This is a genomic window from Sphingopyxis sp. (assembly GCF_036261875.1).
In the GTDB taxonomy this organism is placed as follows: Bacteria; Pseudomonadota; Alphaproteobacteria; order Sphingomonadales; family Sphingomonadaceae; genus Sphingopyxis.
Window position 1 is genome coordinate 42,598 of the sequence record NZ_DATAJZ010000010.1, and the last position, 24,929, is coordinate 67,526.

General features: G+C 67.0%; 26 protein-coding genes. 16 read left to right on the forward strand and 10 right to left on the reverse strand.

Translation table 11 applies throughout. The features are described from left to right. Positions 1-3: 3 nt before the first annotated feature. The 4 genes from VHO04_RS05370 to VHO04_RS05385 form a co-directional block, all read right to left on the reverse strand. Positions 4-753: an esterase/lipase family protein gene (locus VHO04_RS05370; RefSeq protein WP_329627341.1), complete on the reverse strand. Its 750-nt coding sequence runs from the start codon at positions 751-753 to the stop codon at positions 4-6. 120 nt (positions 754-873) lie between these two features. Further along, entirely contained in the window at positions 874-2,043 is a 1,170-nt protein-coding gene (locus tag VHO04_RS05375) for a PQQ-dependent sugar dehydrogenase (protein WP_329627342.1), read from the reverse strand. A gap of 184 nt (positions 2,044-2,227) precedes the next feature. Then, positions 2,228-2,863 (reverse strand): sigma-70 family RNA polymerase sigma factor, encoded by a 636-nt coding sequence (locus tag VHO04_RS05380; RefSeq protein WP_329627343.1) that lies wholly within the window; start codon positions 2,861-2,863, stop codon positions 2,228-2,230. Next, complete coding sequence (locus VHO04_RS05385) at positions 2,863-3,117, reverse strand: NepR family anti-sigma factor (protein WP_329627344.1); 255 nt, start codon at positions 3,115-3,117, stop codon at positions 2,863-2,865. Before VHO04_RS05385 ends, VHO04_RS05380 begins: the two co-directional genes overlap by 1 nt. Before the next feature lie 260 nt (positions 3,118-3,377). On the opposite strand from VHO04_RS05385, the gene VHO04_RS05390 reads away from it, so the two are divergent. Beyond that, positions 3,378-3,932, forward strand: coding sequence for a sigma-70 family RNA polymerase sigma factor (locus tag VHO04_RS05390; protein ID WP_329627345.1), 555 nt, complete (start codon positions 3,378-3,380; stop codon positions 3,930-3,932). Between the two features lie 33 nt (positions 3,933-3,965). Here VHO04_RS05390 and VHO04_RS05395 read toward each other — a convergent pair whose 3' ends face one another. Continuing rightward, the gene (locus VHO04_RS05395) at positions 3,966-4,760 is read right to left on the reverse strand and encodes a response regulator (RefSeq protein WP_329627543.1); all 795 of its coding nucleotides are present in this window, start codon (positions 4,758-4,760) and stop codon (positions 3,966-3,968) included. Between the two features lie 260 nt (positions 4,761-5,020). Here VHO04_RS05395 and VHO04_RS05400 point away from each other — a divergent pair, with 260 nt between their 5' ends. The 11 genes from VHO04_RS05400 to fghA all read left to right on the forward strand — a co-directional run bounded on the left by VHO04_RS05400 (position 5,021) and on the right by fghA (position 16,583). Further along, positions 5,021-6,502: a GAF domain-containing protein gene (locus tag VHO04_RS05400; protein ID WP_329627346.1), complete on the forward strand. Its 1,482-nt coding sequence runs from the start codon at positions 5,021-5,023 to the stop codon at positions 6,500-6,502. Between the two features lie 50 nt (positions 6,503-6,552). Then, positions 6,553-7,569, forward strand: a complete 1,017-nt coding sequence (locus tag VHO04_RS05405) for a ligase-associated DNA damage response exonuclease (RefSeq protein WP_329627347.1) — start codon at positions 6,553-6,555, stop codon at positions 7,567-7,569. Continuing rightward, a complete protein-coding gene (locus VHO04_RS05410) occupies positions 7,566-9,161 on the forward strand; it encodes a cisplatin damage response ATP-dependent DNA ligase (protein WP_329627348.1) in 1,596 nt (531 codons plus the stop codon). Before VHO04_RS05405 ends, VHO04_RS05410 begins: the two co-directional genes overlap by 4 nt. 98 nt (positions 9,162-9,259) lie before the next feature. Then, positions 9,260-9,874, forward strand: a complete 615-nt coding sequence (locus tag VHO04_RS05415) for a superoxide dismutase (protein ID WP_329627349.1) — start codon at positions 9,260-9,262, stop codon at positions 9,872-9,874. A gap of 197 nt (positions 9,875-10,071) precedes the next feature. Beyond that, positions 10,072-11,451 carry an L-serine ammonia-lyase gene (locus VHO04_RS05420; RefSeq protein WP_329627350.1) on the forward strand — a complete coding sequence of 460 codons (1,380 nt, stop codon included), beginning with the start codon at positions 10,072-10,074 and terminating at the stop codon, positions 11,449-11,451. Positions 11,452-11,597: 146 nt separating this feature from the next. Beyond that, positions 11,598-11,882 (forward strand): hypothetical protein, encoded by a 285-nt coding sequence (locus tag VHO04_RS05425; RefSeq protein ID WP_329627351.1) that lies wholly within the window; start codon positions 11,598-11,600, stop codon positions 11,880-11,882. Positions 11,883-12,610: 728 nt separating this feature from the next. Further along, positions 12,611-13,723 (forward strand): S-(hydroxymethyl)glutathione dehydrogenase/class III alcohol dehydrogenase, encoded by a 1,113-nt coding sequence (locus VHO04_RS05430; RefSeq protein WP_329627352.1) that lies wholly within the window; start codon positions 12,611-12,613, stop codon positions 13,721-13,723. A gap of 143 nt (positions 13,724-13,866) precedes the next feature. Further along, positions 13,867-14,727, forward strand: coding sequence for a formyltetrahydrofolate deformylase (purU, locus tag VHO04_RS05435; protein ID WP_329627353.1), 861 nt, complete (start codon positions 13,867-13,869; stop codon positions 14,725-14,727). Between the two features lie 121 nt (positions 14,728-14,848). After that, positions 14,849-15,226 carry a VOC family protein gene (locus tag VHO04_RS05440; protein WP_257548009.1) on the forward strand — a complete coding sequence of 126 codons (378 nt, stop codon included), beginning with the start codon at positions 14,849-14,851 and terminating at the stop codon, positions 15,224-15,226. A gap of 29 nt (positions 15,227-15,255) precedes the next feature. Continuing rightward, positions 15,256-15,738 (forward strand): prolyl-tRNA synthetase associated domain-containing protein, encoded by a 483-nt coding sequence (locus tag VHO04_RS05445; RefSeq protein ID WP_329627354.1) that lies wholly within the window; start codon positions 15,256-15,258, stop codon positions 15,736-15,738. Then, positions 15,735-16,583 (forward strand): S-formylglutathione hydrolase, encoded by an 849-nt coding sequence (fghA, locus tag VHO04_RS05450; RefSeq protein WP_329627355.1) that lies wholly within the window; start codon positions 15,735-15,737, stop codon positions 16,581-16,583. Before VHO04_RS05445 ends, fghA begins: the two co-directional genes overlap by 4 nt. 149 nt (positions 16,584-16,732) lie before the next feature. On the opposite strand, the gene VHO04_RS05455 is transcribed toward fghA, so the two are convergent. From VHO04_RS05455 to VHO04_RS05475, 5 genes are all read right to left on the reverse strand, one after another. Then, the gene (locus VHO04_RS05455) at positions 16,733-17,710 is read right to left on the reverse strand and encodes a quinone oxidoreductase (RefSeq protein WP_329627356.1); all 978 of its coding nucleotides are present in this window, start codon (positions 17,708-17,710) and stop codon (positions 16,733-16,735) included. A gap of 177 nt (positions 17,711-17,887) precedes the next feature. Beyond that, the gene (locus VHO04_RS05460; RefSeq protein WP_329627357.1) at positions 17,888-19,714 is read right to left on the reverse strand and encodes a DEAD/DEAH box helicase; all 1,827 of its coding nucleotides are present in this window, start codon (positions 19,712-19,714) and stop codon (positions 17,888-17,890) included. A gap of 161 nt (positions 19,715-19,875) precedes the next feature. Next, entirely contained in the window at positions 19,876-21,048 is a 1,173-nt protein-coding gene (locus VHO04_RS05465; RefSeq protein WP_329627358.1) for an NAD(P)/FAD-dependent oxidoreductase, read from the reverse strand. Positions 21,049-21,055: 7 nt separating this feature from the next. Beyond that, entirely contained in the window at positions 21,056-21,235 is a 180-nt protein-coding gene (locus VHO04_RS05470; RefSeq protein ID WP_003052619.1) for a hypothetical protein, read from the reverse strand. Further along, positions 21,232-21,708 carry a GreA/GreB family elongation factor gene (locus VHO04_RS05475; RefSeq protein WP_329627359.1) on the reverse strand — a complete coding sequence of 159 codons (477 nt, stop codon included), beginning with the start codon at positions 21,706-21,708 and terminating at the stop codon, positions 21,232-21,234. The genes VHO04_RS05470 and VHO04_RS05475 overlap by 4 nt, the downstream gene beginning before the upstream one ends. A 153-nt stretch (positions 21,709-21,861) precedes the next feature. On the opposite strand from VHO04_RS05475, the gene VHO04_RS05480 reads away from it, so the two are divergent. The 4 genes from VHO04_RS05480 to VHO04_RS05495 all read left to right on the forward strand — a co-directional run bounded on the left by VHO04_RS05480 (position 21,862) and on the right by VHO04_RS05495 (position 24,816). Beyond that, positions 21,862-22,383: a sigma-70 family RNA polymerase sigma factor gene (locus VHO04_RS05480; RefSeq protein ID WP_329627360.1), complete on the forward strand. Its 522-nt coding sequence runs from the start codon at positions 21,862-21,864 to the stop codon at positions 22,381-22,383. A 1-nt stretch (position 22,384) separates the two neighbouring features. After that, the gene (locus VHO04_RS05485) at positions 22,385-23,035 is read left to right on the forward strand and encodes a DUF1109 domain-containing protein (protein ID WP_329627361.1); all 651 of its coding nucleotides are present in this window, start codon (positions 22,385-22,387) and stop codon (positions 23,033-23,035) included. Between the two features lie 59 nt (positions 23,036-23,094). Next, positions 23,095-23,853 carry a head GIN domain-containing protein gene (locus tag VHO04_RS05490; RefSeq protein WP_329627362.1) on the forward strand — a complete coding sequence of 253 codons (759 nt, stop codon included), beginning with the start codon at positions 23,095-23,097 and terminating at the stop codon, positions 23,851-23,853. 252 nt (positions 23,854-24,105) lie between these two features. After that, positions 24,106-24,816, forward strand: a complete 711-nt coding sequence (locus tag VHO04_RS05495) for a head GIN domain-containing protein (RefSeq protein WP_329627363.1) — start codon at positions 24,106-24,108, stop codon at positions 24,814-24,816. Positions 24,817-24,929 lie beyond the last annotated feature (113 nt).

Consider the following 24,929-nt stretch of genomic DNA (forward strand, 5'->3'; position numbering starts at 1 on the left):
CGCTCAGGCGGGCGGGGCGACCTCTTCGGTCAGCGCCTTGACGATCGCGGCGATCGAGGTGGGGGCATAGGCGAAGCCCATATGGCCGCAATCGACCTCGATCCGCCGGTCGCTTTCGTGGGCGGACCCGCGCGCGCTGTTCACCGCGACGACCCCGTCGTGGCTCGACCAGAGCGCGAAGGTCGGCATCGCCGGGCGCGGCGCGGGGTGGAAGTCGATCGGCGGATTGTCGACCGGGTGGCGCGCGATCAGGTGATAGAGGCGCCATGCGCGATTGGCGCGGCGGCTCCCCGAAAAGGGCGAGCCGAGCGTGACGACGCGCGCGACCTTGCCCGGATGATGCTTCGCATATTCGCGCGCGTAGATGCCGCCGAGGCTCCACCCGACGAGCGCAGGGGCGTGGCCGGTGCGGTCGATGATCCATTGCACGCGGGTGTCGATGCGGTCGATGGTGTCGGGGGTCGCGCCGCGGTTGAAGCCGAGGCCCCAGGCATAGCAGCGGAACCCCGCGCGGCGGAGGTCGCCGCGCAGCGCCTTGGTCGCCCAGTCGCCCGACAGGAAGCCGGGGAGGACCATCACCGGCGGATGCGCGCTGTCGGGATTGGGCTCGGGCGGCAGCGGGCGGATGCGCCCGCCGAGCGCGCGCAGCAGCGCGCCCGCCTCGCGCCACAGCAGCGACAGCGGCGGCGGCGCATCGGGATCGGCGATGCGCGCCGGCCATTCGGCGCGCCGGGTGAGGAAACCGCGAAGCATCTTAGATCTAATCCCATAATCGTCATTCCCGCGAAAGCGGGAATCCAGCTGTCCCTTACCCTGTGACGAGATGGGAAAGCGGGACCCCGGATCAAGTCCGGGGTGACGAAAAGCAAAGAGTCAGCCCTTCGGAACCAGTTCGAGCAGCTTGCCGTCCTTGCCGTCGCTGAGCAGCCACACCGAACCGTCCTCGCGCACCTCGACTTCGCGGATGCGCTGGCCGAAGTCCCAGCGATCGGCCTTGTGGAGCGTGTCGCCGTCTATGCTCATGCGGATCAGCCCCTGACCCGACAGTGCGCCCATCAGCAGGCTGTTCTTCCAGCCCGGATACAGGTCGCTGCCGTACCAGGCGAGCCCGGCGGGCGAGATCGACGGATTCCACCAGAGTTTCGGTGCGGCGAACTCCGGGCGCGTCGGGTGATCGGGGATGTCCTTGCCGTCGTAATGGTCGCCATTCGAGACGATCGGATAGCCGTAATTGGCGCCGCGCTCGACCAGATTGACCTCGTCGCCGCCCTTCGGCCCCATCTCCTGCTGCCACAGCCTGCCGCTGCCGTCGAACGCCAGCCCGAGCAGGTTGCGGTGGCCGAGCGACCAGATTTGCGCGGTGACGCCGCCCTTTTTGGCAAAGGGATTGTCGGCGGGCCCGCTGCCGTCGGGCTTGAGGCGGATGACCTTGCCGAGATTCTTTCCCATGTCCTGCGCGGGATCGAACTTCTGCCGCTCGCCCGAGGTGATGAAGAGATATTGGCCGTCGGGCGAGAAGGCGAGGCGGTGCGAGAAATGGCCGCGGCCGGGAACTTTCGGATCCTGTTTCCAGATCACTTGCAACTCGTCGAGCCGCGGCGCCGCGCCCTGCACCAGCGTTGCCTTGCCGACGACCGCGCCGAAATTGTCGCCATCGCCCGCCTCGACCCAGCTCAGATAGACGGTGCCGCTCGCCGCGAAATCGGGCGCGAGGATCACGTCGCCGAGCCCGCCCTGGCCGCCATAGGCGACCGCCGGCACGCCCGCGACGTCGAGCGCCGGGCCATTTTCCTGCCAGAGCTTGAGCTTGCCCGCCCGCTCGGTAACCAGCGCCTGCTTGCCGCCGGGGAGGAAGGTCATCGCCCAGGGCTCGTCGAAGGACGCGACTTCGCGCACCGTGAAAGGCGCGTCGGCGAGCGGCGTCGCGGGCTGGGCGCCCGATGCGTCGAGCGCCGCACTATCGGCGGCATTGCTCGCCGGACCCGAGGAGCAGGCGGCAACGGCGATCGCGGCCGACAGGGCGAGGGCGGACAGGCTTTTCATGGGCGGAGCTCGCTTTGCTGGGGAGGCCGCCAGTGTGGCGCGGCCATTCGGGAATGTCCAGAGCGACGAGATCGGCGGTCACGCGGTTTCCCTTTGAAGGCGCGATACTTTCCTCGTCACCCCGGATCAAGTCCGGGGTGACGAGGAAGCTGATCATCTCTTCGCGTTCTGCGCGAATCGCAAATCAGCGCCCCGATGCCTCGCGGCGCGCCGTAATCGCTTCGACGCTGTCCATGATCGCGTCGATCGCCTCGCTCGCGGCGGGGGCGTCGGCGCGCTTCTGCGCGAATTGCCCGCGCGCCATGATGTCCTCGAGCGCGGCGCGCGCGCGCGATACCCGACTTTTCATCGTGCCGAGCGCGCAATCGCAGATGGCGGCCGCTTCCTCGTAGGCCAGGCCGCCGGCGCCGACGAGGATCAGCGCCTCGCGCTGGTCCTGCGGCAATTCCATCAGCGCGCGCTGGAGGTCGGCCATCTCGCTCGCATCTTCCTGCCGGGCCGGGGTCGACAGCGTGCGCTCGACCGCACCCTCGTCATATTCGCCGTGGAATTTGTTGCGGCGCATCTGCGACAGGAAGGTGTTGCGCAGGATGACGAAGGTCCATGCCTTGATCGAGGTGCCCTTCTCGAACCGGTCGCGCGAGGCCCAGGCCTTGACCATCGTGTCCTGCGTCAGGTCGTCGGCAAGGTCGGGGTTGCCCGACAGGCTGCGGCCATAGGCGCGAAGGTGCGGGATCACGCCCGCGAGCAACTGCTTGAACTCACTGTCCGAAAGCGAATTGTCGTCCTGCGGTGGCGGCGCCGTATCGGTTCGGGCCATTATTGCTTCGGGCTTTTGCTGTCGAGCCGCGACAGAAGGTCGAGCATATGATCGGGCAATTGTTCGGCGACGATATTGCCATAGATCATGCGCAGCTTCGCGCCCACCGGTTCGGGAGCCTGCCGCCCGGTGAGCGTGCGATGCCACTGGTCGCTGCCGCTGCCGGGAAAGCTGCCGTTCGCCCGGCGCGGCGCATCGGATACGAGCGGATGCCGGTCCGCGCCATTGATGCCATTGTTGCCGTGCGTTGCCATGCCGAAGCAACGACAGACTTGGCCGCGGGTTCCCGCAGCTCGTCGATTTTTGTCGCCGACTGTGGCGCGAAAGGCACATCGGCGACACGCGGCCAATATGAAAGCATATGAGTTACTTAGGGTTTTCAAGCCTTGCATCGGGCGCTAAGCCTGTGCTTCACTCCGCTATTGGTTCCGGCCTCTGCAACGAAAGCCCTTTTATCAGCGACGAATCCGCCCGCCCCCTCGACGATGTCAGCTTCAAGAACGAACTGGCGGCGATGTTGCCGCATCTGCGCGCTTTCGGTCGCAGCCTGACCGGCAATGCGGACCTTGCCGACGATCTGGTCCAGGAAACGATGCTCAAGGCGTGGAAGGCGCGCGCCTCCTATATTCCCGGCGGGTCGAGCATGAAGAGCTGGGCCTTCGTCATCCTGCGCAACTGCTTTTTGTCGCAGATGCGGCGGCGGAAATTCACCGCCGACTATGACGAACTCGCCGCCGAGCGCCTGCTCGTCGCGCCCGACGACCAGGCCGACAGCCTGCACCTTGCCGACGTCCAGCGCGCGCTGATGCTGCTACCGGTCGACCAGCGCGAGGCGCTGGTGCTGATCGGCGCGGGGCAGCTTTCCTACGAGGAAGGGGCGGAGATATGCGGCTGCGCGGTCGGCACGATGAAGAGCCGGGTGTCGCGCGCGCGCGCCGCGCTGCACGCGATCCTCGAAAGCGGCGAGATGCCGCTGCGGAGCGAGACGCCGCTGGCGCCGAGCGAAGCTTTTGCCGCGATCATGGGCGATGTCGATCGACTGGCCGGCGGCGGTCCTTCGCCGGATTGAAGCGCCGGCATCCCCCTACGCATCGGGAAAAGGTCAGGCCGCGAGTTGCGGCGTGAAAAGCAGGCTCTGGCTGATCGCCGCGCGCACCGTATTCTCGCGGAAGGGCTTGGAGATCAGGAAGGTCGGCTCGACGCAATGGCCGGTCAGCAGCCGCTCGGGAAAAGCGGTGATGAAGATCGCCGGCACCGGCGCGACCGCCAATATGTCCTGGACCGCGTCGATCCCCGACGAGCCGTCGGCGAGCTGAATGTCGGCGAGGACGAGCCCCGCATCGCTGTCCTCGAAAGCGGCGACCGCGTCCTCGTGCGTCGTGGCAATGCCCGCGACGTCGTGGCCGAGGCCGCGGACGATCTGTTCGAGCTCCATCGCAATCAGCGGTTCGTCCTCGATGATCAGGACCGAGGTGCGCGCTTCGCGGTCGATGTCGCCCGCGGCTTCGCCGAGCAGCGTTTCGACCGTGGCGGCATCGGTGCCGGTGATCCGCGCGGTCTCGGCGACCGAAAAACCTTCGAGCGCGGTGAGCAGCAGCATCTGGCGGCCGAGCGGCGTGATCTGCGCGAGGCGGCGGTTCGCGGCGCGAACGAGCGGGTCCTCTTCCTCGTCAGCGCCTTCGCCGTCGTCGAGGAAGGCGCTTTCCCAGATGCGGTGGAAATTGCGGTAGAGATCGATGCGGGTGTCGGGGCCGGTGCGGAATTCGTCGGGGGCCGCTACGATCACCTCCAGCGTCGTGTGAACGAAATTGTCGCCATGCTGCTGGCTGCCGGTCAGCGCGCGCGCGTAGCGCCGCAGAAAGGGCAGATGTCCGCGGATTTCTTCTCCCAAGCTCATCATGATGCTCCCTCTTGTCGATAAGGATACGCGGGGCGCGTGCATCGGGTTCCCGCCGTCAAAGCGTCCCACTTTGCTGCAACTTGTTGGCGCGCAAAGCGTAGACTCTGCCGGGACGCGACCGAATTGGGCCTAAGGGAGCGGAATTGTTCCGTTTTTCCTGGGGTCGCCACAATGCTTTTTTAGGAACTCGATTCATGGCAGAGCGGCCCGGCGCGGACATCGGTGCAGCGACACTGGCGGGGACAGGAAGAGGGGGGGTGGCCTTGGCGGACGGTGGGGAAAGCGATGCCACGCAGCGCGAGACGTGGCGACTCGATACGCTCCGCGAATACCGATTGCTGGGAAGCGGCCCCGAGGCCGCGTTCGACCGGGTCACCAAGCTGGTCGCCGACCTGTTCGACACCCCGATTTCGCTCGTGACGCTCGTCGACGATTGCCGCCAATGGTTCAAGTCGGCCTATGGCCTCGATATCGAGGAAACCCCGCGCGACATCAGCTTCTGCCAGCATGTGGTGACCGGCGACGCGCCGCTGATCGTCACCGACGCCCGCGCCGACGATCGCTTTCGCGACAATATATTGGTGACGGGGGAGCCCTTCATCCGCTTTTACGCGGGCGTGCCGCTGCGCGCCTATAATGGCGCGGTGCTCGGCACCCTCTGCATCATCGACCGGCGCGAGCGCGCGCTTCTGGAAGACCGCGAGCTCGAGCGGCTCGAGGACTTCGCGGCGATCATCATGGCCGAGGCCGAACTGCGCCGCATCGTCGTCGAGCGCGACGAGGCGCGCCGCACGCTCGAGCGCGCGCTCGACTATTCGGGGATCGCGACGTGGCGCTATGACTCGCGCACCGCGCTGGCGACCTGGCGCGGCGCGGTCGCGGACCTGTGGGGCGCCGACTGGGAAAGCGCGCTGCGCACCCGCGAAGGGATTTTCGAGCGCATCCACCCCGACGACCGCGAGCGCGTGCAGGCGGCGATCGACGAGGCAGTGGCAAACGGCACCCCCTATGCGGTCGAGCACCGCATCGTCCATCCCGAGCGCGGCGTGCGCTGGCTGGGCATCCGCGGCGACTGGGACGTCCACAACGACGACGCGGTGCTGACCGGTATCAGCATCGACATCACCGAGCAGAAGAGCCGGCAGGAAAACGCCAATCTGCTGATGCGCGAGCTGCACCACCGGATGCGCAACCTGTTCGCGACGGTCAGCGCGATCATCTCGCTGACGCGGCACGCGGCGCGCGATGTCGACGATTATGTCGAGCGGATCAGCAGCCGCCTCGACGCGCTCAATCGCGCGCAGAACGTCCTGCTCGGCGCCAATTTCATGACCGGGTCGATGCACGCGCTGATGCGCGAGGTCGAGGCGAGCTTTCCGCGCATCCGCTGGTCGGGGCCCGACCTGCTGCTCCCCGAAAATGCGCTGGTCGCGATGGCGCTGCTGTTCAACGAACTGGCAACGAACGCCGCCAAGCATGGCGCGCTGACCGGCCCCGAAGGCCAGGTCGAGGTGACGTGGACGCAGGACCCGGAGGGGAGCGAGCCGCGCCTGTTCCGCCTCACCTGGACCGAAAGCGGCGGCGCGCCCGTCGTCGGCCCGCCCGAGCGGACGAGTTTCGGCACGCTGCTGATGGAACGCAGCGTGCGCAATAATCTGGGCGGCACGATCGAACGGCGCTGGGAGCCGGGCGGGCTGATCGTCGACATCGCGCTGCCCGCGCGCTGGCGCGAGGCCTGAACCATCGAAGGGGTTTGTTCCTTCTTTGTTCTTTGTGCTAAGCGGGCAAGATGACGACGCGTGTCAAACCCTGGCTCGAACCGCACCCGCATGGGCTCTACGTAAAGCCCGCCGACCTCTGGATCGATCCGTCGCGCCCGGTCGAACGCGCCGCGGTGACGCACGGTCATGCCGACCATGCGCGCAGCGGCCATGGCGCGGTGTTCGCGACGCCCGAGACGCTGGCGATCATGGCGCTGCGCTATGGCGTCGACGCCGAGGCGAGCCATAATCAGGCTTTTCCCTATGGCGACGGGTTCGAGCGCGGCGGGGTGCGGTTCAGCTTCCACCCGGCGGGGCATGTGCTCGGCAGCGCGCAGATAGCGATGGAATATCGCGGCGAGCGGATCGTCGTCACCGGCGACTACAAGCGGCGGCCCGACCCGACCTGCGCGCCGTTCGAGGTCGTGCCGTGCGACATCTTCATCACCGAGGCGACCTTTGGTCTGCCGGTGTTCCGTCACCCGCCGACCGCGGACGAGATCGCCAAGCTGATCGGCGCGGTGCGCGCCGAGCCCGACCGTTCGGTGCTCGTCGGCGCCTATGCGCTCGGCAAGGCGCAGCGGGTGATCGCCGAACTGCGCGCCGCCGGATGGAGCGCCCCCATCTATATCCACGGCGCGCTCGAACGCATGTGCGATCTTTATGCGGTGCATGGCGTCGACCTCGGCGACCTGCGGCTGGTGAGCGAAGCGGACAAGGCCGAGATGGCGGGGCAGATCGTCCTCGCGCCGCCCTCGGCGCTGAACGACCGCTGGTCGCGGCGCCTGCCCGATCCGGTCACCGCGATGGCGTCGGGCTGGATGCGCGTGCGTCAGCGCGCGCGGCAGCGGATGGTCGAACTGCCGCTCGTCATCTCCGACCATGCCGACTGGGACGAGCTCACCGCGACCATCGAGGAGGTGAACCCCAAGGAAAGCTGGATCACCCACGGCAGCGAAGAGGGCCTGCTGCGCTGGTGCGAGTTGACCCAGCGCAAGGCGCGCGCGCTGCACCTCGTCGGCCGCGATCTGGAGGAGGAGGCGTGAAGCGCTTCGCGGCCCTGATCGACCGGCTGATCTACACGCGCTCGCGCAATACGAAGCTGGCGCTGATCGTCGATTACCTCCGCCACACCCCCGATCCCGACCGCGGCTGGGCGATCGCCGCGCTGACCGAAAGCCTCGACTTTCCAGCGGTGAAGGCGGGGACGGTGCGCGCGCTGCTGGCTTCGCGGGTGGACGAGGAATTGTTCCGCCTGTCGCGGCATTTCGTCGGCGACACGGCGGAGACGGCGGCGTTGCTGTGGCCCGATGCGGTAAGGCCGAAGGTCGATCTCAGCGTCACCGAAGCCGTCGACGCGCTCTCCGCCGCGACCCGCAGCGACGCGCCCGCGATTCTCGCTTCGCTGCTCGACCGGCTCGACGCCGACGGGCGCTATGCTCTGCTCAAGCTCGCGCTCGGCGGGATGCGCGTCGGCGTGTCGGCGCGGCTCGCGAAGCAGGCGTTTGCGCAGGCCTTCGCGGTGCCCGTCGACGATGTCGAGGAGCTGTGGCACGCGATTCCGCCGCCCTATGCGCCGCTCTTCGCGTGGGGCGAGGGGAGAGCGCCGCGGCCCGACCTCGCCGACGTCGCTTTCTTCCGCCCCTTCATGCTGGCGCATCCGTTGGAGGATCGGGCGTTGGAAGGGGAGGCGATCGACTTCGACAGTTTCGCGGCCGAATGGAAATGGGACGGCATCCGCGTCCAGATCGTGCGCGGAGGTGGCGGGGGTGGCGGCGAGACGCGTATCTACAGCCGCGGCGGCGAGGAGATCAGCAGCGCTTTTCCCGAACTGGTCGCGGCCTTCGACCAGGATGCGGTGATCGATGGCGAGCTGCTCGTGCGCGGCGAGGCGCAGGGGGGCGAAGCGGCAAGCTTCAACGCGCTGCAACAGCGGCTCGGGCGCAAGACGGTCTCGAAGAAGATGCTCGCCGACTATCCGGCCTTCGTGCGCGTCTACGACCTGCTCGCCGTCGACGGCAACGACCTGCGCGGCCTGCCGTGGAGCGAGCGGCGGCGGCAGCTGGAGGCGTTCGTGCCGCGCCTCGCCGCCAGCCATTTCGACCTGTCGCAGGTGATCGAGGCGCGCGATTTCGAGCATCTGGCGGAGCTTCGCGCCGGCGCGCGTGATGCGGCGATCGAGGGGGTGATGCTGAAGCGGCGCGACGCGCCCTATGTGGCGGGCCGCCACGCCGGGCTCTGGTACAAGTGGAAGCGCGACCCGCTCGTCGCCGATTGTGTGATGATGTATGCGCAGCGCGGCAACGGGCGGCGCGCGAGCTTCTATTCGGATTACACCTTCGGCTGCTGGAGCGACGCGGGCGAATTGCTGCCGGTCGGCAAGGCCTATTCGGGCTTCACCGACGAGGAGCTGAAATGGCTCGACAAATTCGTGCGCGACCACACGCTGAACCGCTTCGGCCCGGTGCGCGAGGTCGAGAAGTCGCTCGTGCTCGAAGTCGCCTTCGATTCGATCCATGCGTCGAAGCGCCACAAGTCGGGATTGGCGATGCGTTTCCCGCGCATCGCGCGCATCCGCCGCGACAAGCCCGCCGAAGAAGCCGACCGGATCGCGGCGCTGCGCGCGATGGTGACCTGAGTTGAGGGCAGGGAAGGAAAAATTGCCCGCGTGGGGCTTGCAACCATCCGGCGAAGCGCCGAATTAAGGGGCTATCCAATCAGAAAATGGAGACTGCCATGACGATCGCTTTCCCGCCGCTGCCCTATGCCGAGGACGCGCTGGCGCCGCATATTTCGGCCGACACGCTCGCGACCCATCATGGCAAGCACCACAAGGCCTATGTCGACAAGACCAACGCCGCGATCGAAGGCACCGAGCTTGCCGGCAAAGCCCTTGAGGAAATCATCCACCATGCCGAGGGCGCGGGCAACAAGGGGCTGTTCAACAACAGCGCCCAGTCGTGGAACCACGCCTTCTACTGGAACAGCCTGTCGCCGAAGAAGAGCGCACCGGCGGGCGATCTCGCCGCGGCGATCGACCGCGATTTCGGTTCGCTCGACGACCTCAAGAAGAAACTGAAGGACACCGCGGTCAACCATTTCGCGTCGGGCTGGGCCTGGCTCGTCGCCAAGGACGGCAAGCTGTCGGTCACCGACACGCATGACGCCGGCACCGAAGTCACTGCGGGGATCAAGCCGCTGCTCGTGATCGACGTCTGGGAACATGCCTATTACATCGACCGCAAGAATCTGCGTCCCGCCTATGTCGACGCGGTGGTTGACGAACTGCTGAACTGGGACTTCGCCGCCGAGAACCTCGCGCGCGATGGCGCCTGGACCTATCCGGGCTGACGAACCGATCCTCCCTGCCGCGAAGCGGTGGGGAGGGGGACCATCCGAAGGATGGTGGAGGGGTTACGGCGCCAGCGCTCTTGCCCCTCCGTCAGCCCTGCGGGCTGCCACCTCCCCACGGCTTCGCCGCGGGGAGGATTTTTATTTCGGCGTTGCTGTCCCTATCGCCCCGACGATGCGTCTTATATAGCGCCGCCATGACGATCAGCCTCTTCGAACTCTTCAAAATCGGTGTCGGACCTTCGAGCTCGCATACCGTCGGCCCGATGGTCGCGGCGCGGCGCTTCGCGGTCTGGCTGGGCGAGCACGGGCCGCTCGCGAAAACCGCGCACGTCGAGGCCGATCTCTACGGCTCGCTCGCGCTGACCGGCAAGGGGCACGCCGCCGACACCGCGGTCGTCGCGGGGCTCGCCGGCGAAATCCCGGCTTCGACCAGCTTTGCCGCGATCAAGGCGCATTGGGACCGCGCGACGAGCGAGGGCTTCCTCTATCTGCTCGGCCGCCAGCGCGTCCGGTTCCAGCCGGCCAGCGACCTGCATTTCCAGATGAAGCAGCGCCAGCCCTTCCACAGCAACGCCCTCAGCTTCACCGCGCGCGACGGCGATGGGGAAATCCTTGCGAAGCGCATGTATTTCTCGATCGGCGGCGGCTTCGTCGTCGACGAGGACGAGGCGGGGCGCAACAGTCGCGGCGCCGAGGATGAGGTGGAACTGCCCTTTGCCTTCACCTCGGGCGCCGACCTGATGGAAATGGGCGCTGCGTCGGGCAAGAGCTTCGCCGAAATGATGCTCGACAATGAACTGGTTCACCGCAGCCTCGAACAGGTCGAGGCCGGGATCGACGAGATCGCCGCGGCGATGGATGGCTCGATCGACGCGGGATGCAGCAGCACCGGCGTCCTCCCCGGTGGGCTCAAGGTCAAGCGCCGCGCGCCGCAGATCGCCGCCGACATCCGCGAGCGGCACGAGGCGAACCTGTCCGATCCGATGGCGATGATGGACTGGATCAACCTGTGGGCGATGGCGGTGAACGAGGAAAATGCCGCGGGCGGCAAGGTCGTCACCGCACCGACCAACGGCGCGGCGGGGATCATCCCCGCGGTGATCCGCTATTACCGCCGCAGTTATCGCGGCGACGCGGCGGGCGTGCGCACCTTCCTGCTCGCCGCGGCCGCGGTCGGCGCATTGTATAAACGCAACGCCAGCATCTCGGGCGCCGAGGTCGGCTGCCAGGGCGAGGTCGGCGTCGCCTGTTCGATGGCGGCGGCGGGACTGACCGCCGCCTTGGGTGGCACCAACGCGCAGGTCGAGAACGCCGCCGAGATCGGCATGGAACACAACCTCGGCCTGACCTGCGACCCGATCGGCGGCCTCGTCCAGATCCCGTGCATCGAGCGCAATGCGATGGGCGCGATCAAGGCGATCGACGCCAGCCGCATCGCGATGATCGGCGACGGCACGCATGTCGTCAGCCTCGACACGGTGATCGCGACGATGCTGCAAACCGGCCGCGATATGCGCGATAAATATAAGGAAACGTCGAAGGGCGGGCTGGCGGTTAGTGTGGTGGAGTGTTGAGCCCGACATCCTTTTCATCGTCACCCCGGACTTGATCCGGGGTCCATTCACGCCAGCGTTGGAATAATGGATCCCGGATCAAGTCCGGGATGACGAGAGGAAAAATAGTCGATTGCAACGTCGGCGACTTCAAGCATAATTGGCCAATGCGTTACTTTTGGCTTGCTGCTGCAATCATTCTTCTCATCGTAATGGTGAACTTCAACGCGGTAGGCGCGACCTTGAAAGTCACAATTATGCTCGCTGGTAGTATTTTCTTTGGATATTATCTTTGGGTGGGCTTCCGCACGGAAACAATGGAGGCACCAGGCGTTGGCTACCTAGCGGGGCATCGAACAGAAAACCCTATTCTCTTCTGGTTCTGCGCCACATTCAACGCGATCATGCTCATTCTCACGATCGTAGTCGCGGCAAAGCTGGCGGGCCTATAGTTCGGCCCTAAGCGGCCCCACTCCGCCGCAACGCCCCCGGGTAATTCCTCGCACAGTTTGTCGATCAGCAACCGCACCTCCGGCAGCAGATGTCGCCGCTGCGGATAGACCGCCCAGATCGCTTTCTCCTGTGGGCGCAACGGATCGAGGCGCGAGGAGAGTGTGGCCTTGCTCTCATCGTCATCCCGGACTTGATCCGGGATCCATTGGTCCGGCGCTGGTTTGAATGGACCCCGGATCAAGTCCGGGGTGACGAAAGGGAGGGGGTGTGAGAGGCGCACGACCTTTCCATTCTCGTCACCCTGGCTGCGGCGATGGCCTCGCTGTTTCAGGGGCCATGGCCTGACCTGTCCTTCGGCGCGGCGTTTTTTTGTTTCGCACGAAGCCACAAAGCCACAAAGAAGAGGGCCTGGGTCGACAGGCCCGTTCCTCCATCAACGGTGCGGTTGGTCGCACGGTCGCAAGAGAAAGCCGCCTCGCGGCTGGCGCAACATCTTCGTGGCTTTGTGGCTTTGTGCGAAAAACAACTGGCGCCGTGCTGGCGGGACAGCGCGGGGCCATGGATGCTGAAACAGCGAGGCCATCGCCGCAGCCAGCATGACGAATTGAGATGTGTCTCACTCTCGTCATTGCGAGCCGTGATAGCGCTGTCATAGCTATGCAGTCTGTCCTATCTTGCATTGCCGCCCCATTTGCCTGATTGGAGCGCCCGAGAAGGAGACCGCCCCATGAAGACCCGCGCCGCCGTTGCGTTCGAAGCGAAGAAGCCGCTCGAAATCGTCGAACTCGACCTCGAAGGCCCGAAGGCGGGCGAGGTGCTGGTCGAGATCATGGCGACCGGCATCTGCCACACCGATGCGTACACGCTCGACGGTTTCGACAGCGAGGGCATCTTCCCGAGCGTGCTGGGGCATGAGGGCGCGGGTGTGGTGCGCGAGGTCGGCGCGGGCGTGACGAGCGTCGCCCCCGGCGACCATGTGATCCCGCTCTACACCCCCGAATGCCGCCAGTGCAAAAGCTGCCTTTCAGGCAAGACCAACCTCTGCACCGCGATCCGTGCCACCCAGGGCAAGGGGCTGATGCCCGACGGCACGACGCGCTTTTCGTACAAGGGGCAGCCGATCTTCCATTATATGGGCTGCTCGACCTTCTCGAACTTCACCGTGCTGCCCGAGATCGCGGTGGCGAAGATCCGCGAGGACGCGCCCTTCCAGTCGAGCTGTTACATCGGCTGCGGCGTGACCACGGGCGTCGGCGCGGTGATCAACACCGCGAAGGTGCAGGTCGGCGACAATGTCGTCGTTTTCGGGCTCGGCGGTATCGGGCTCAACGTGATCCAGGGCGCGCGGCTTGCCGGCGCGAACCGGATCATCGGCGTCGACATCAACCCCGACCGCGAGGAATGGGGCCGCAAGTTCGGCATGACCGAGTTCCTCAATTCGAAGGGCATGAGCCGCGAGGATGTCGTCGCGGCGATCGTCCAGATGACCGACGGCGGCGCCGACTATACCTTCGACGCGACCGGCAATACCGAGGTGATGCGCACCGCATTGGAAGCGTGCCACCGCGGCTGGGGCACCTCGATCATCATCGGCGTCGCCGAAGCGGGCAAGGAAATCGCGACGCGGCCGTTCCAGCTCGTCACCGGACGCAACTGGCGTGGCACCGCGTTCGGCGGCGCCAAGGGGCGCACCGACGTGCCGAAGATCGTCGACATGTATATGCAGGGCAAGATCGAGATCGACCCGATGATCACCCACGTCATGGGGCTCGAAGAGATCAACAAGGGCTTCGACCTCATGCACGCGGGGGAAAGCATTCGCAGCGTGGTGGTATACTAAAATCGGTTTCGTTTCTCGCCAAGCTTCGTCATTGCGAGGAGCCGAAGGCGACGCGGCAATCTCCAGCTATCGACCTTGCGCATGGCCGATATCTGGAGATTGCTTCGCTACGCTCGCAATGACGAGAATTGGGGAGTGACGATTTGACCGGACCCTATGTCCTGACCTTCAGCTCTGTCGACGCGGTGGGCATCGTCGCTGCCGTGACCGGGCTGCTCGCGGAGCGCGACGGCTTCATCCTCGACAGCCAGCAATATGCCGATCTGGGGTCGGGGCGCTTCTTCATGCGCGTCGAGTTCCGCGGCGCGGGGCCGCGCTTTCCCGAAGGGCTGGCGGCGGTGCAGGAGGCCTTTGCACCGATCATCGCCCGCTTCGCGATGGACGCGCGGATCAGCGATCGCGCCGCGAAGCCGCGCTTCGTCATCGCGGTGTCGCAGGGCAGCCATTGCCTCAACGACCTGCTCCACCGCTGGTCGACGGGCAATCTCGCGATCGATATCGTCGGCGTCGTTTCGAACCACGAGGCGCAGCGGCGCCTGTCGGAATGGCATGGGGTGCCGTTCCACTATCTGCCGGTGAGCGACGCCAACCGCGCCGAGCAGGAAGCCGCGATCCTCGACCTGATGGCGCGGGGCGGGGCCGAATATCTGGTGCTCGCGCGCTACATGCAGGTGCTTTCGGCCGATCTCAGCGCCAAGCTTGCGGGGCGCTGCATCAACATCCACCACAGCTTCCTGCCGGGTTTCAAGGGCGCCAAACCCTATCACCGCGCGCACGAGCGCGGGGTGAAGCTGATCGGCGCGACCGCGCATTTTGTCACTGGCGACCTCGACGAGGGACCGATCATCGAACAGGCGGTCGAGCGTGTCGACCATCGCCAGTCGGTCGACGACCTGATTCGCACCGGCCGCGATATCGAGGCGCAGGTGCTCGCGCGCGCGGTGCGCTGGGTCGCCGAGCAGCGGGTGCTGATCGACGGGCGCAAGACGGTGGTGTTCCGCTAGGACCGGACGCGCCGCTTTCGGTTCGTCACTTTCGGGGAATGCCGAGCGGAATGGCGGCTGGTCCTGACCGGCGCCGCAGGGTAGGTATCGATTCGCAACCAGAATCAGGAGGAGCGGAAACATGTATAGTCACAATATGGTCGGGTCGAACGACATGGAGGCGTCGAAGAAATTCTATGACGCGACCTTCCAGGCGATTGGCGGCAAGCCGGGGATTCAGGACGAGAAGGGCCGGCTCATCTATATGCACAATGGCGGACTGTTCCTGGTCACCGCGCCGATCGACGGTCAGCCGGCGACCGCGGGCAACGGCTGCACCATCGGCATCGCGATGGCGAACCCCGAACAGGCCGACGCGTGGCACGCCGCGGGCGTCGAAGCCGGCGGCACCGCGATCGAAGACCCGCCGGGCGTGCGCGAGGGCAATGGCATGAAGATGTATCTGGCCTATCTGCGCGATCCCGCGGGCAACAAGCTCTGCGCTCTGCACCGGATGTAAGGATGGCGATGCGCGGCGAAGCGGGCTTGATGGCGGACCTTGACGCCCTCGCCATTCCCTTCGCCGCGCACGAGCATGTCGCGGTGTTCACCGTCGCCGAGAGCGACGAGGTGAACGCCGCGATACCGGGCGCGCATAGCAAGAATCTGTTCCTGAAGGACAGCGCCGGGGCGTTCTGGCTCGTCACCGTGCCGGGCGAAGCGCGCGTCGACCTGAAGGCGCTGCCCGCCGCGATTGGCAGCAAGCGCGTAAGCTTCGGCAAGGCGGAGGATATGGACCGGCTGCTCGGCATCGCACCCGGATCGGTCACCCCGCTCGCCGCGATCAATGCGCCGCCGGGCAGCATTACCGTCGTACTCGACGCGGGGTTGGCGGCCGCCGACCGGGTGAACGTCCATCCGCTTCGCAACACCGCGACCCTCGGGCTTGGCGGTGCAACGATACTCGACCTCTTGCGTCATTGGGGGCATCACCCCCTCGTCGCGCCCATTCCGGTTCAGGACCCCGCATGACCATCGAAACCGTCTCGATCACCCGCAGCCACGGCGGCACGCAAGGCGTCTACAGACATGCCAGCACGACGACTGGCACCGATATGACCTTCGCGGTTTTTATCCCCGACCATGCGCCGGATGCGAAACTGCCCGTGCTCTGGTATCTGTCGGGGCTGACCTGCACCCACGCCAATGTGATGGAGAAGGGTGAGTATCGCGCCGCCTGCGCCGAGCATGGCGTGATCTTCATCGCGCCCGACACCAGCCCGCGCGGCGAGGCGGTGCCCGACGATGCCGATGCCGCCTATGATTTCGGGCATGGCGCCGGCTTTTATGTCGATGCGACCGTGGAGCCGTGGGCGAAGCATTACCGGATGCGCTCCTATATCGAGGATGAACTGCCGTCGCTGATCCTCCGCAACTTCGCGGACGCCGACCTGGCGCGGCAGGCGATCACCGGCCATTCGATGGGCGGGCACGGCGCGTTGACCATCGGCCTTCGCAATCAGGACCGCTTCCGCTCGGTCTCGGCCTTCTCGCCGATCGTCGCGCCATCGCAGTGTCCGTGGGGCCAGAAGGCGCTGGGCGGCTATCTCGGCGATGATCGCGAGGATTGGCAGGCCTATGATGCGTGCGCGCTGCTCGATCAGGGGCTGCGCGTGCCCGATCTGCTCGTCGATCAGGGCGATGCCGACAATTTCCTCGCCGAACAGCTCAAGACCGAACTGTTGGTCGAGGCGTGCGAGCGCGCCAGGCAGAAGGCCGAAATCCGTATGCAGCCGGGCTATGACCACAGCTATTATTTCATCTCGACCTTCATGGCCGAGCATGTCGCGTGGCACGCCGAGCGGTTGAAGGCGTAGCGCGCAGAGGCTTTGCGTTGATTGTCCTCGTCATTGCGAGGAGCGAAGCGACGCGGCAATCTCCAGTTATCGACATTGCGCAGGGCTAATGGCTGGAGATTGCTTCGCTTCGCTCGCAATGACGTTTCAAAGCAAGCGGGAGGGGCTTTTCAGGGAATCAGCAAGCTGGACCCCGTCGTCCGTCCCGCCTCCAGGTCGGCGTGCGCTCGCGCCGCGTCCTGCAGGCCATAGCGCTGCCCGATGGTGATCCCCACCGCGCCGCTTTCGATCATCTCGAACACTCGCGCCGCACCGGCGGCCCGCTCGCCCGCGTGGAGATAATAGTCGAACAGCGTCGGCCGGGTGACGAACTGCGACCCATGCTGCGCGAGGATGCCGAGGTTGACTCCGGTCACCGGCCCGCCGGCATTGCCGTAGCTGACGATCAGCCCGCGCCGCGCGGTGGCCTTGAGCGACGTCGCCCAGGTCGCCATGCCGATGCCGTCGAAGGTGACGGGGACGCCCTGGCCGTCGGTGATCTCGCGAACGTGCGCCGCGACATCCTCCTCTTTGTAGCGGATGACATGGTCGGCCCCCGCCTCGCGCGCCGCCTGCTCTTTCGCTTCGGTGCTGACGGTGCCGATCACCGTCGCGCCGATCGCCTTCAGCCACTGGACGAGGATCAGCCCGACCCCGCCCGCAGCGGCATGGACGAGCACCGGCCAGCCTGCCTCGATTTTCGCGCAGCGTTCGACGAGCATCTCTACCGTGCAGGCTTTGAGCAAGGCCGCGGCGGCGGTGTCGCCGTCGATGGCGGCAGGAAGCTTGAACAGCGAGGCGGCGGGAACGATCCGCGCGCTCGCATAGGCGTTTCGCTGCGGGCCGAAGGTCGCGACGCGGTCGCCGGGCTGGAGGCCGTGAACGTCGGCACCGACCGCGACCACCTCGCCCGCGGCCTCGACCCCGAGTCCGCCGGGAAGCTCGATCGGATAGGTGCCGTCGCGGTGATAGGTGTCGAGATAGTTCAGCCCGACCGCGGTCTGGCGCACGAGCACCTGGCCGGGCTCCGGATCGCCGAGCGTGACCTCGCGCCAGTCGATGACTTCGGGTCCGCCCTGCGTTTCGATAAAGGCTTCGATCGCCTGCATGGCCGCTCTCCTGCTCGCGGTCCATTTGGGGCGGGCGTCAGTCGAGCGCAAGAGATGAGCGTCCATAAGCTCCGTCATAGCGAGGAGCCGAAGGCGACGCGGCAATCTCCAGTTGTCGGCCTTGCGCGAGGCCGATAGCTGGAGATTGCTTCGCTCCGCTCGCAATGACGAGGTTTGTTACTTGCCGCCGGGGCGCGGCTTGCCCTTGCCGAAGGGCTTGGCCTTGAACCCGCCGGGCTTGCCATGGGGCCCCCGCGGTCCGTCGCCGCGCGGACCGTTGTCGCGAGGGGCACCGTGACGCGGCCCGCCCTTGTGCGGGCCCTTCTCGCGCCGCGGCGGATAGGTCGCGCCGCCGGGCGCCGGGGTGATCGCGACGCCGCTGTCGTCTTCGCCGTCCTGATTGGCGGTGCGCATCACCGCCTCGGCGAAGCGGTCGGCGATGGCGAGCGGGATGTTGAACAGGGTTTCCGACGGCCCGATGCGGATCGCGCCGATCTCGTGCTTCGTCACATGGCCGCGGCGGCAGAGGAGGGGGAGAATCCAGCGCGGGTCGGCGTTCTGGCGGCGGCCGATGTTGAGCTTGAACCAGACGCTGTCGTCGAACTGGTCGCGTCGCTCGCCGCGATCAGCCCGATCATCGCGTTCGAAACGTTCGCCGCGCTCGGGGCGTTCGGGTCGCTCGCCGCGCGGACGCGGACCGGCGTCGATCAGATCCTCGGGCGGCGGCATCGTCGCGCGGTGCGCGCGGACGAGCGCGGCGGCGATGTCCTCCGCGCTGCGTTCGGCGAGCAGGCGCTGGCCCAGCTCGATATCCTCGGGCTCATGCTCCTGCGGCGCGAGCAGCTTTTCGATCAGCCGCTCCTGATCGCGTGCGTTGACGTCGGCCGCGGTCGGCGCGTTCATCCATTCCGCAGTGATGCGCGCGCCGCGCAGCATCCCATCGACGCGGCGGCGGCGCGGATAGGGGACGATCAGCACCGCAGTGCCCTTCTTCCCCGCGCGCCCGGTGCGGCCCGAGCGGTGCTGGAGCGTTTCGGCGTCGCGCGGGATTTCGACATGGATGACGAGGCTCAGGCTCGGCAGGTCGATGCCGCGCGCGGCGACGTCGGTCGCGACGCAGACGCGCGCGCGGCGGTCGCGCAGCGCCTGCAGCGCATGGTTGCGCTCGTTCTGGCTATGCTCGCCCGACAGCGCGACCGCCGCGAAGCCGCGATTGACCAGCCGCGCGTGGAGGCGGCGGACATTGTCGCGGGTCGCGCAGAACAGCATCGCCGTGTCGGGCTCGTGCAGGCGTAAGAGGTTGATCACCGCGCCTTCGATGTCGGCGGGGGCGACGGTCACGACCTGATAGGCGATGTCGCCATGGCCGCGATCCTCGCCGACGGTCGAGATGCGCAGTGCATTGTTCTGATAGCGCTTGGCAAGCTGCGCGATCGGCTTCGGGATCGTTGCCGAGAAGAGCAGGGTGCGGCGCGTGTCGGGGGTCGCGTCGAGGATTTCCTCGAGGTCTTCGCGAAAGCCCATGTCGAGCATCTCGTCGGCCTCGTCGAGCACCGCGACGCGCAAGGATTCGAGGTCGAGCGCGCCGCGTTCGAGATGGTCGCGCAGGCGGCCGGGGGTGCCGACGACGATATGCACGCCCTGGTTGAGGTTGCGGCGCTCGCGGCTTGCATCCATCCCGCCGACGCAGGTTGCGATGCGCGCGCCGGCCTTGGCGTAAAGCCAGGAGAGTTCGCGGCTGACCTGCAGCGCGAGTTCGCGCGTCGGGGCGACGATCAGCGCGAGCGGCGCCGCTGCGAAGGGCAGGCGGCCCTCCTCAAGCAGCTCGTCGGCCATGGCGAGGCCGAAGGCGACGGTCTTGCCCGACCCGGTCTGCGCGGAGACGAGCAGGTCGCGGCCGCGGGCCTCGCCCTCGACGACCTGCGCCTGGACGGGGGTCAGCGCTTCATAGCCGCGCGCGGTGAGGGCGTCCGCAAGGACGGGTGAAAGATGATCGAAGGACATATTTTTCTTCTTTTCCGTGGCGGGCTGCGCCGCCGATTCTTTAATTCGTGATGCCGGCCCTTCGACAGGCTCAGGAGATCCGGCATCCATTCATCACTTGCCACGAAGCGCTGAATGGACCCCAGATCAAGTCCGGGGTGACGAAGGGTTACGAGCTTTTCCTAAAGGGCCTGGCCTGCCGCATGTCCGCTGGCCCAGGCCCATTGAAAATTATAGCCGCCCAGCCACCCGGTGACGTCCACGGCTTCGCCGATCGCATAGAGCCCCGGAACGCTTTTGGCCATCATTGTTTGCGACGAGAGCCCGGCGGTCGCGATTCCGCCGACGGTGACCTCGGCCTTCGCAAAGCCTTCGGTGCCGTTGGGCTGAAAAGACCAGCGCCTGAGCCGCGCCTCGGCGTCGGCGAGCTTGCGGTCGGTCTGCGCGCCGAGTTCGCCGGGGAGCGCGAGGCGATCGGCGAGGGTGCGCGCCAGCCGGTCGGGCAGCGGCAGCGCCGCGGCGAGCGGGACGCGCGGGCGCGCGCGCTTGGCTTCGGCCAGCCAGCCGGGCGATGCGTCGGGAAGGAAGTCGATCGTCACCGGCTCGCCGTGCCGCCAATAGCTGCTGATCTGGAGGATCGCGGGGCCGGACAGGCCCTTGTGGGTGAAGAGCGCGGCCTCGCGGAATGCGGCCTTGCCCGCGCGCGCCTCGACCGGGGTCGCGACGCCCGAGAGATCGCGGAACAGCACATCCTCGCCGCCGAGGGTGAGCGGGACGAGCGCGGGGCGCGGCTCGACGACTTTGAGGCCGAAGCGGCGCGCAAGGTCATAGGCGAAGCCGGTCGCGCCCATCTTGGGAATCGAGGGGCCGCCGGTGGCGAGGATGAGGCTGGGAGCTGCGAAATTTTGCTCGCCGAAGGTCACGCGGAAGGCACCATCGACATGCGACACATCGTGCACCGGTTGACCGCAACGAACATCGACGTTGCCCTTCGCACATTCCTCCAGCAGCATCGCGACGATCTGCTTCGCCGAGCCGTCGCAGAAGAGCTGGCCCAATGTTTTCTCGTGCCAAGCGATGCCGTAGCGGTCGATGAGCGCGATGAAGTCGGCGGGCGTATAGCGCGCGAGCGCCGACTTGGCGAAGTGCGGGTTCGCCGAGATGTAGCGGTCGGGGGCGGTGTGGATATTGGTGAAGTTGCAGCGCCCGCCGCCCGAAATGAGGATTTTCTTCCCCACCTGCTCGGCATGGTCGAGCAGCAGGACGCGCTTGCCGCGCTGCCCCGCGACCGCCGCGCACATCAGCCCGGCCGCGCCGGCGCCCAGCACGACGGCATCATAATCGGAAGCGGTCATTGGACGATCAGCGCAGCTTCGCGATCGACAGCCCGTCGGCCTTGGCGCGGATTTTTACCGATTCCTCGCTGCGCGTCAGCGCCTTGGCGATGGCTTTGAGCGCCATGCCTTTCTTTGCGAGCGTGTGGAGCTTGTCGATTTCGGCCGCGGTCCACGGTTGCTTGTGGCGTTCGAACTTGTCCTTCATGCGTTCGCCTCCGGATCGGCATCGGCGGCAAGGACGGTGATCGCGTCCTCGCGGCCTTGAAATTCCACGGTGTCGCCAACTTCGGCGCCCATCAGGGCGCGGCCGAGCGGCGCGGTGAAAGCGATCAGCCCCGCTGCGGGGTCGGCCTCGTCATGGCCGACGATCGTCACCGCACGCTCGGCGCCGTTCAGCCTGTAGCGCACCCGGCTGCCGATGCCGACGACATCGGCGGTGGGCGCATCCTGCACCTCGGCGGTCGCGTGGCGGGTGCCGGCATAGCGCAGACGGCGCAGCAGCTTCTTGCGCGCTTCCTCTTCGCTTGTCGCGGCGACGGCGGCCTCGAGGCGTGCGACCTCCTCGGCGAGCAGGCGGGCGCCGCGCGGCGTGACGAGGTTCGGCCCCACCGGGATCGGCCATTCGAAGGCCGGTTCCATATGTTCGTCGTCGCTCTCGCGGCGGAAGGCTACGCTCATCGTCTCTCTCGTCGGGAAGGAAAGCGTGTCTGTTGCACCGCGAAGGTGGCGACAAGATGGCGCGAAATTTCTTCCCGCGCGCGTAACCGCGGCGGTAACGCCTGCGAACCGGCAAGCGATGCGCTGTGCCGTCCTCCCTGATAGAAGGTGCCGATGAGCCCCGACGAACCGTCGCTTGCGCGCCTGATGGCTGCCTCGCAGCGCGGGGATCGCGCGGCCTATCGCGCGCTGCTGACCGATTGCCGCACATGGCTGCTCCGCTATTTCGCGCGCCGCATCGCGCCGCACCAGATCGACGATCTGGTGCAGGAAACGCTCGTGTCGCTGCACCGCAAGCTCGCGACCTGGGACAGCGGGCGGCCCTTCCTGCCGTGGCTCGCGGCGATCGCGCGCTATCGCTGGATCGACGCGCTGCGCCGCCAGCGCGACGAGGCCGAACTCGGCGACCATGACGCGGCGGTCGCGGCGGAGGACGAGGCGGTGCACGCGCGGCTCAGCCTCGACCATCTGCTGACGCGGTTGCCGCCGGGGCAGGCGCAGGCGATCACATTGGTCAAGATCGAGGGCGCCTCGATCGCCGAGGCAGCGAATATCAGCGGCCAGAGCGAGTCGCTGGTCAAGGTGAACATCCATCGCGGGCTGAAGACGCTTGCGGGACTGGTGGAAAGCGAATGAGATGAACGACGCGTCGATCGACGAACTGATCGAGGGGCTGGCGGGCGATCTCAAGCCCGTGCGCCCGCGGCGCGTGCTGCGCGGCGGGCTGTGGGTCGCAGCGGGCTGGATCGCGGGCGGCGCGCTGCTGCTCTGGCTGTTCGGGATGCGCCACGACCTCGCCGCGGGAGAGGCGATGGCGCCGCTGCCGATGCTTGCCTTCTGGCTGATCGTCGCGCTGGCGCTCGCCGCGAGCTGGAGTGCGCTGCGCATGGGATTGCCGGGCGTCGGGCGCGACTATGGCGGCTGGCGCTGGGCCGGGCTTGCCGCGCTGGCGCTGCCGCTGACCGCGCTGATCATCGGTCTGGGCGACAGCCACGGCGCGTTGACCGAAATGCGGCCCGACCATGGGATGCGCTGCACGCTCGACGGACTGATCGCCGGGGTCGGCGTCGGGGCCGCGCTGTTCGCCTGGCTGAAAGGCGGCGCGCCGACATCGCCCGCGCGCGCCGGCTGGGTCGTCGGCATCGCCGCGGGGGCGGCGGGCGCCGCGGCGGTTGCGCTCCGCTGCTCGTCGAACGACATGATCCATATCGCGCTCTGGCATGGGCTCGCCATCCCGCTGTGGGCCGTCGCGGGGCGGGTGCTGCTCGCGCCGCTGCTCCGCTGGTAGGTGGACACGCCCTTCTCCCTGTGTTAATCCAGTAACACACGAGAAAGAATGAGCGGAGAATGACGATGCGAAACTGGACGATAGCGGTTCTGCCGCTGGCTCTCGCCATGACGGTGTCGGCGTGCGGCCACGAAGGAACGGGCGACGGCAAGGATGCCAGGCGGACGGTCGCGTCCGGCCCGGCGACGACGCAGAGCTTCGACCTCAAGGGCTTCACCGGGGTCAAGGTCACCGGCCCCGACGATGTCACCATCCGCCAGGGCGACGCCTTTTCGATCAGCGCCAAGGGCCCGCAGGCGGAGCTCGACGAGCTGGAGATCGTGCTCGACGGATCGACGCTGTCGATCGGCCGCAAGCGCGAAGGCTTCAGCTTCACCCGCCACGACAGCAAAGGGGTCGAGATCAGCATCACCATGCCGAAGCTGCAGGCGCTGAAGCTGACCGGATCGGGGTCGATCGACGCCGACACGCTGGTCGCCGACGCGGCGACGCTCGACGTCACCGGCTCGGGCGACCTCAAGGTCGCGAAGCTGACCGCGAAGAGCGCCGACCTCGACGTTTCGGGATCGGGCAACATCGAGGTCAAGGGCGGCGCGATAACCAGCGGCGATTTCGGCGTCACCGGCTCGGGCGACATCGACGCCGAAGGGCTGGTCGCGCAGACGCTTGGCGTTTCGATCACCGGATCGGGCGACGTCGACGCGCAGGCGACCGCGAGCGCGGACATCAAGATTCTCGGCTCAGGCGATGCGACGATCGGCGGCGGCGGCAAATGCTCGACGCATGCGATGGGATCGGGGACCGCGACCTGCCGGTAGCGGATGATTGCCCTGAGACGACCGCTCTTTAAAAAAGCCGTGTTCCCCCGCGAAGGAGCATCGGGTCGGATCGTCCCCCGGACGATCCTTGACCATGCGGGGCATGGTCAACCCGATACTGGTCCATCTCCGGCCGGTGCCAGTTTGAACCGGTCGGAGATGGGTCCCCGCCTTCGCGGGGACACACGGCAGGTTATTTCCTCGCTGGAACATCCTGTGGCGCCATCATCGCGAACACGGTAAGGCATCGACATGACCAGCTCCCTGCGCCTGGCTGCCGTCGCGGCCGCCGCCCTGCTTCTGTCCGGTGCCGCGACCGCGGCGGAGAAGCGCTATGGCCTCACCAGCTTCGAGACCATCGAGGTCGGCACCGACGTCGATGTCGAGGTGGTGACCCGCGCGCCGGTGGGTGCGGTGGCGACCGGCTCGGCCGACGCCCTCGACCGGCTGACGCTCGAAACCCGCGACGGGCGGCTGGTGATCGGCGAAAAGAAATATGCGGGCGACGAGAATCGCCGCGCCCCGCCCGGCCCGGTGACGATCCGCGTCAACGCCGCGAACCTGCGCGCCGCGACGCTCGCGGGGGCGGGGTCGCTGAAGATCGACCGCCTCAAGGGTGCGCGCGTTACGATCGGACTGCGCGGGCCGGGGCAGGTGAGCGTCGACGCGATCGACGCCGACCGGCTGAGCGTCGCGATGATCGGCAACGGCACGATGACGCTGGCCGGCAAGGCCAAGCAGGGACAGATGACGCTGTCGGGCGCGGGCGTGGTCGACGCGGGCAGGCTTTCGGTCGACGATCTGGTCAGCGACAGCGAGGGCGCGGGCGATCATATCCTCAATGCGGTGAAGACCGCGGCGATCACGACGCGCGGGGTGGGCAAGACCGTCGTGCTCGGCCGCCCCGCCTGCACCGTGCGCAACCTCGGCAGCGGGACGGTAAGCTGCGGGCCGGGGAAGTAGCTGCCAAGGGCGCCAAGGCCATGCGGTTTTCTACCGATTGCGGCCTCTTGATCCTCCCTGCGGCGCAGCCGTGGGGAGGGGGACCGCCGCGAAGCGGTGGTGGAGGGGCCGTG

Coding starts and splice junctions, on each gene's coding strand:
- VHO04_RS05390 (WP_329627345.1), top strand. CDS start 3,378: ATGTTGCCGCATCTGCGCGCTTTCGGTCGCAGCCTGACCGGCAATGCG.
- VHO04_RS05480 (WP_329627360.1), top strand. CDS start 21,862: ATGAGCCCCGACGAACCGTCGCTTGCGCGCCTGATGGCTGCCTCGCAG.
- VHO04_RS05440 (WP_257548009.1), top strand. CDS start 14,849: ATGTATAGTCACAATATGGTCGGGTCGAACGACATGGAGGCGTCGAAG.
- VHO04_RS05370 (WP_329627341.1), bottom strand. CDS start 753: ATGCTTCGCGGTTTCCTCACCCGGCGCGCCGAATGGCCGGCGCGCATC.
- VHO04_RS05420 (WP_329627350.1), top strand. CDS start 10,072: ATGACGATCAGCCTCTTCGAACTCTTCAAAATCGGTGTCGGACCTTCG.
- VHO04_RS05460 (WP_329627357.1), bottom strand. CDS start 19,714: ATGTCCTTCGATCATCTTTCACCCGTCCTTGCGGACGCCCTCACCGCG.
- VHO04_RS05380 (WP_329627343.1), bottom strand. CDS start 2,863: ATGGCCCGAACCGATACGGCGCCGCCACCGCAGGACGACAATTCGCTT.
- VHO04_RS05405 (WP_329627347.1), top strand. CDS start 6,553: ATGACGACGCGTGTCAAACCCTGGCTCGAACCGCACCCGCATGGGCTC.
- VHO04_RS05455 (WP_329627356.1), bottom strand. CDS start 17,710: ATGCAGGCGATCGAAGCCTTTATCGAAACGCAGGGCGGACCCGAAGTC.
- VHO04_RS05465 (WP_329627358.1), bottom strand. CDS start 21,048: ATGACCGCTTCCGATTATGATGCCGTCGTGCTGGGCGCCGGCGCGGCC.
- VHO04_RS05470 (WP_003052619.1), bottom strand. CDS start 21,235: ATGAAGGACAAGTTCGAACGCCACAAGCAACCGTGGACCGCGGCCGAA.
- VHO04_RS05430 (WP_329627352.1), top strand. CDS start 12,611: ATGAAGACCCGCGCCGCCGTTGCGTTCGAAGCGAAGAAGCCGCTCGAA.
- VHO04_RS05425 (WP_329627351.1), top strand. CDS start 11,598: ATGCGTTACTTTTGGCTTGCTGCTGCAATCATTCTTCTCATCGTAATG.
- VHO04_RS05375 (WP_329627342.1), bottom strand. CDS start 2,043: ATGAAAAGCCTGTCCGCCCTCGCCCTGTCGGCCGCGATCGCCGTTGCC.
- VHO04_RS05415 (WP_329627349.1), top strand. CDS start 9,260: ATGACGATCGCTTTCCCGCCGCTGCCCTATGCCGAGGACGCGCTGGCG.
- VHO04_RS05385 (WP_329627344.1), bottom strand. CDS start 3,117: ATGGCAACGCACGGCAACAATGGCATCAATGGCGCGGACCGGCATCCG.
- VHO04_RS05445 (WP_329627354.1), top strand. CDS start 15,256: ATGGCGGACCTTGACGCCCTCGCCATTCCCTTCGCCGCGCACGAGCAT.
- VHO04_RS05495 (WP_329627363.1), top strand. CDS start 24,106: ATGACCAGCTCCCTGCGCCTGGCTGCCGTCGCGGCCGCCGCCCTGCTT.
- VHO04_RS05395 (WP_329627543.1), bottom strand. CDS start 4,760: ATGAGCTTGGGAGAAGAAATCCGCGGACATCTGCCCTTTCTGCGGCGC.
- VHO04_RS05475 (WP_329627359.1), bottom strand. CDS start 21,708: ATGAGCGTAGCCTTCCGCCGCGAGAGCGACGACGAACATATGGAACCG.
- fghA (WP_329627355.1), top strand. CDS start 15,735: ATGACCATCGAAACCGTCTCGATCACCCGCAGCCACGGCGGCACGCAA.
- VHO04_RS05485 (WP_329627361.1), top strand. CDS start 22,385: ATGAACGACGCGTCGATCGACGAACTGATCGAGGGGCTGGCGGGCGAT.
- VHO04_RS05490 (WP_329627362.1), top strand. CDS start 23,095: ATGACGATGCGAAACTGGACGATAGCGGTTCTGCCGCTGGCTCTCGCC.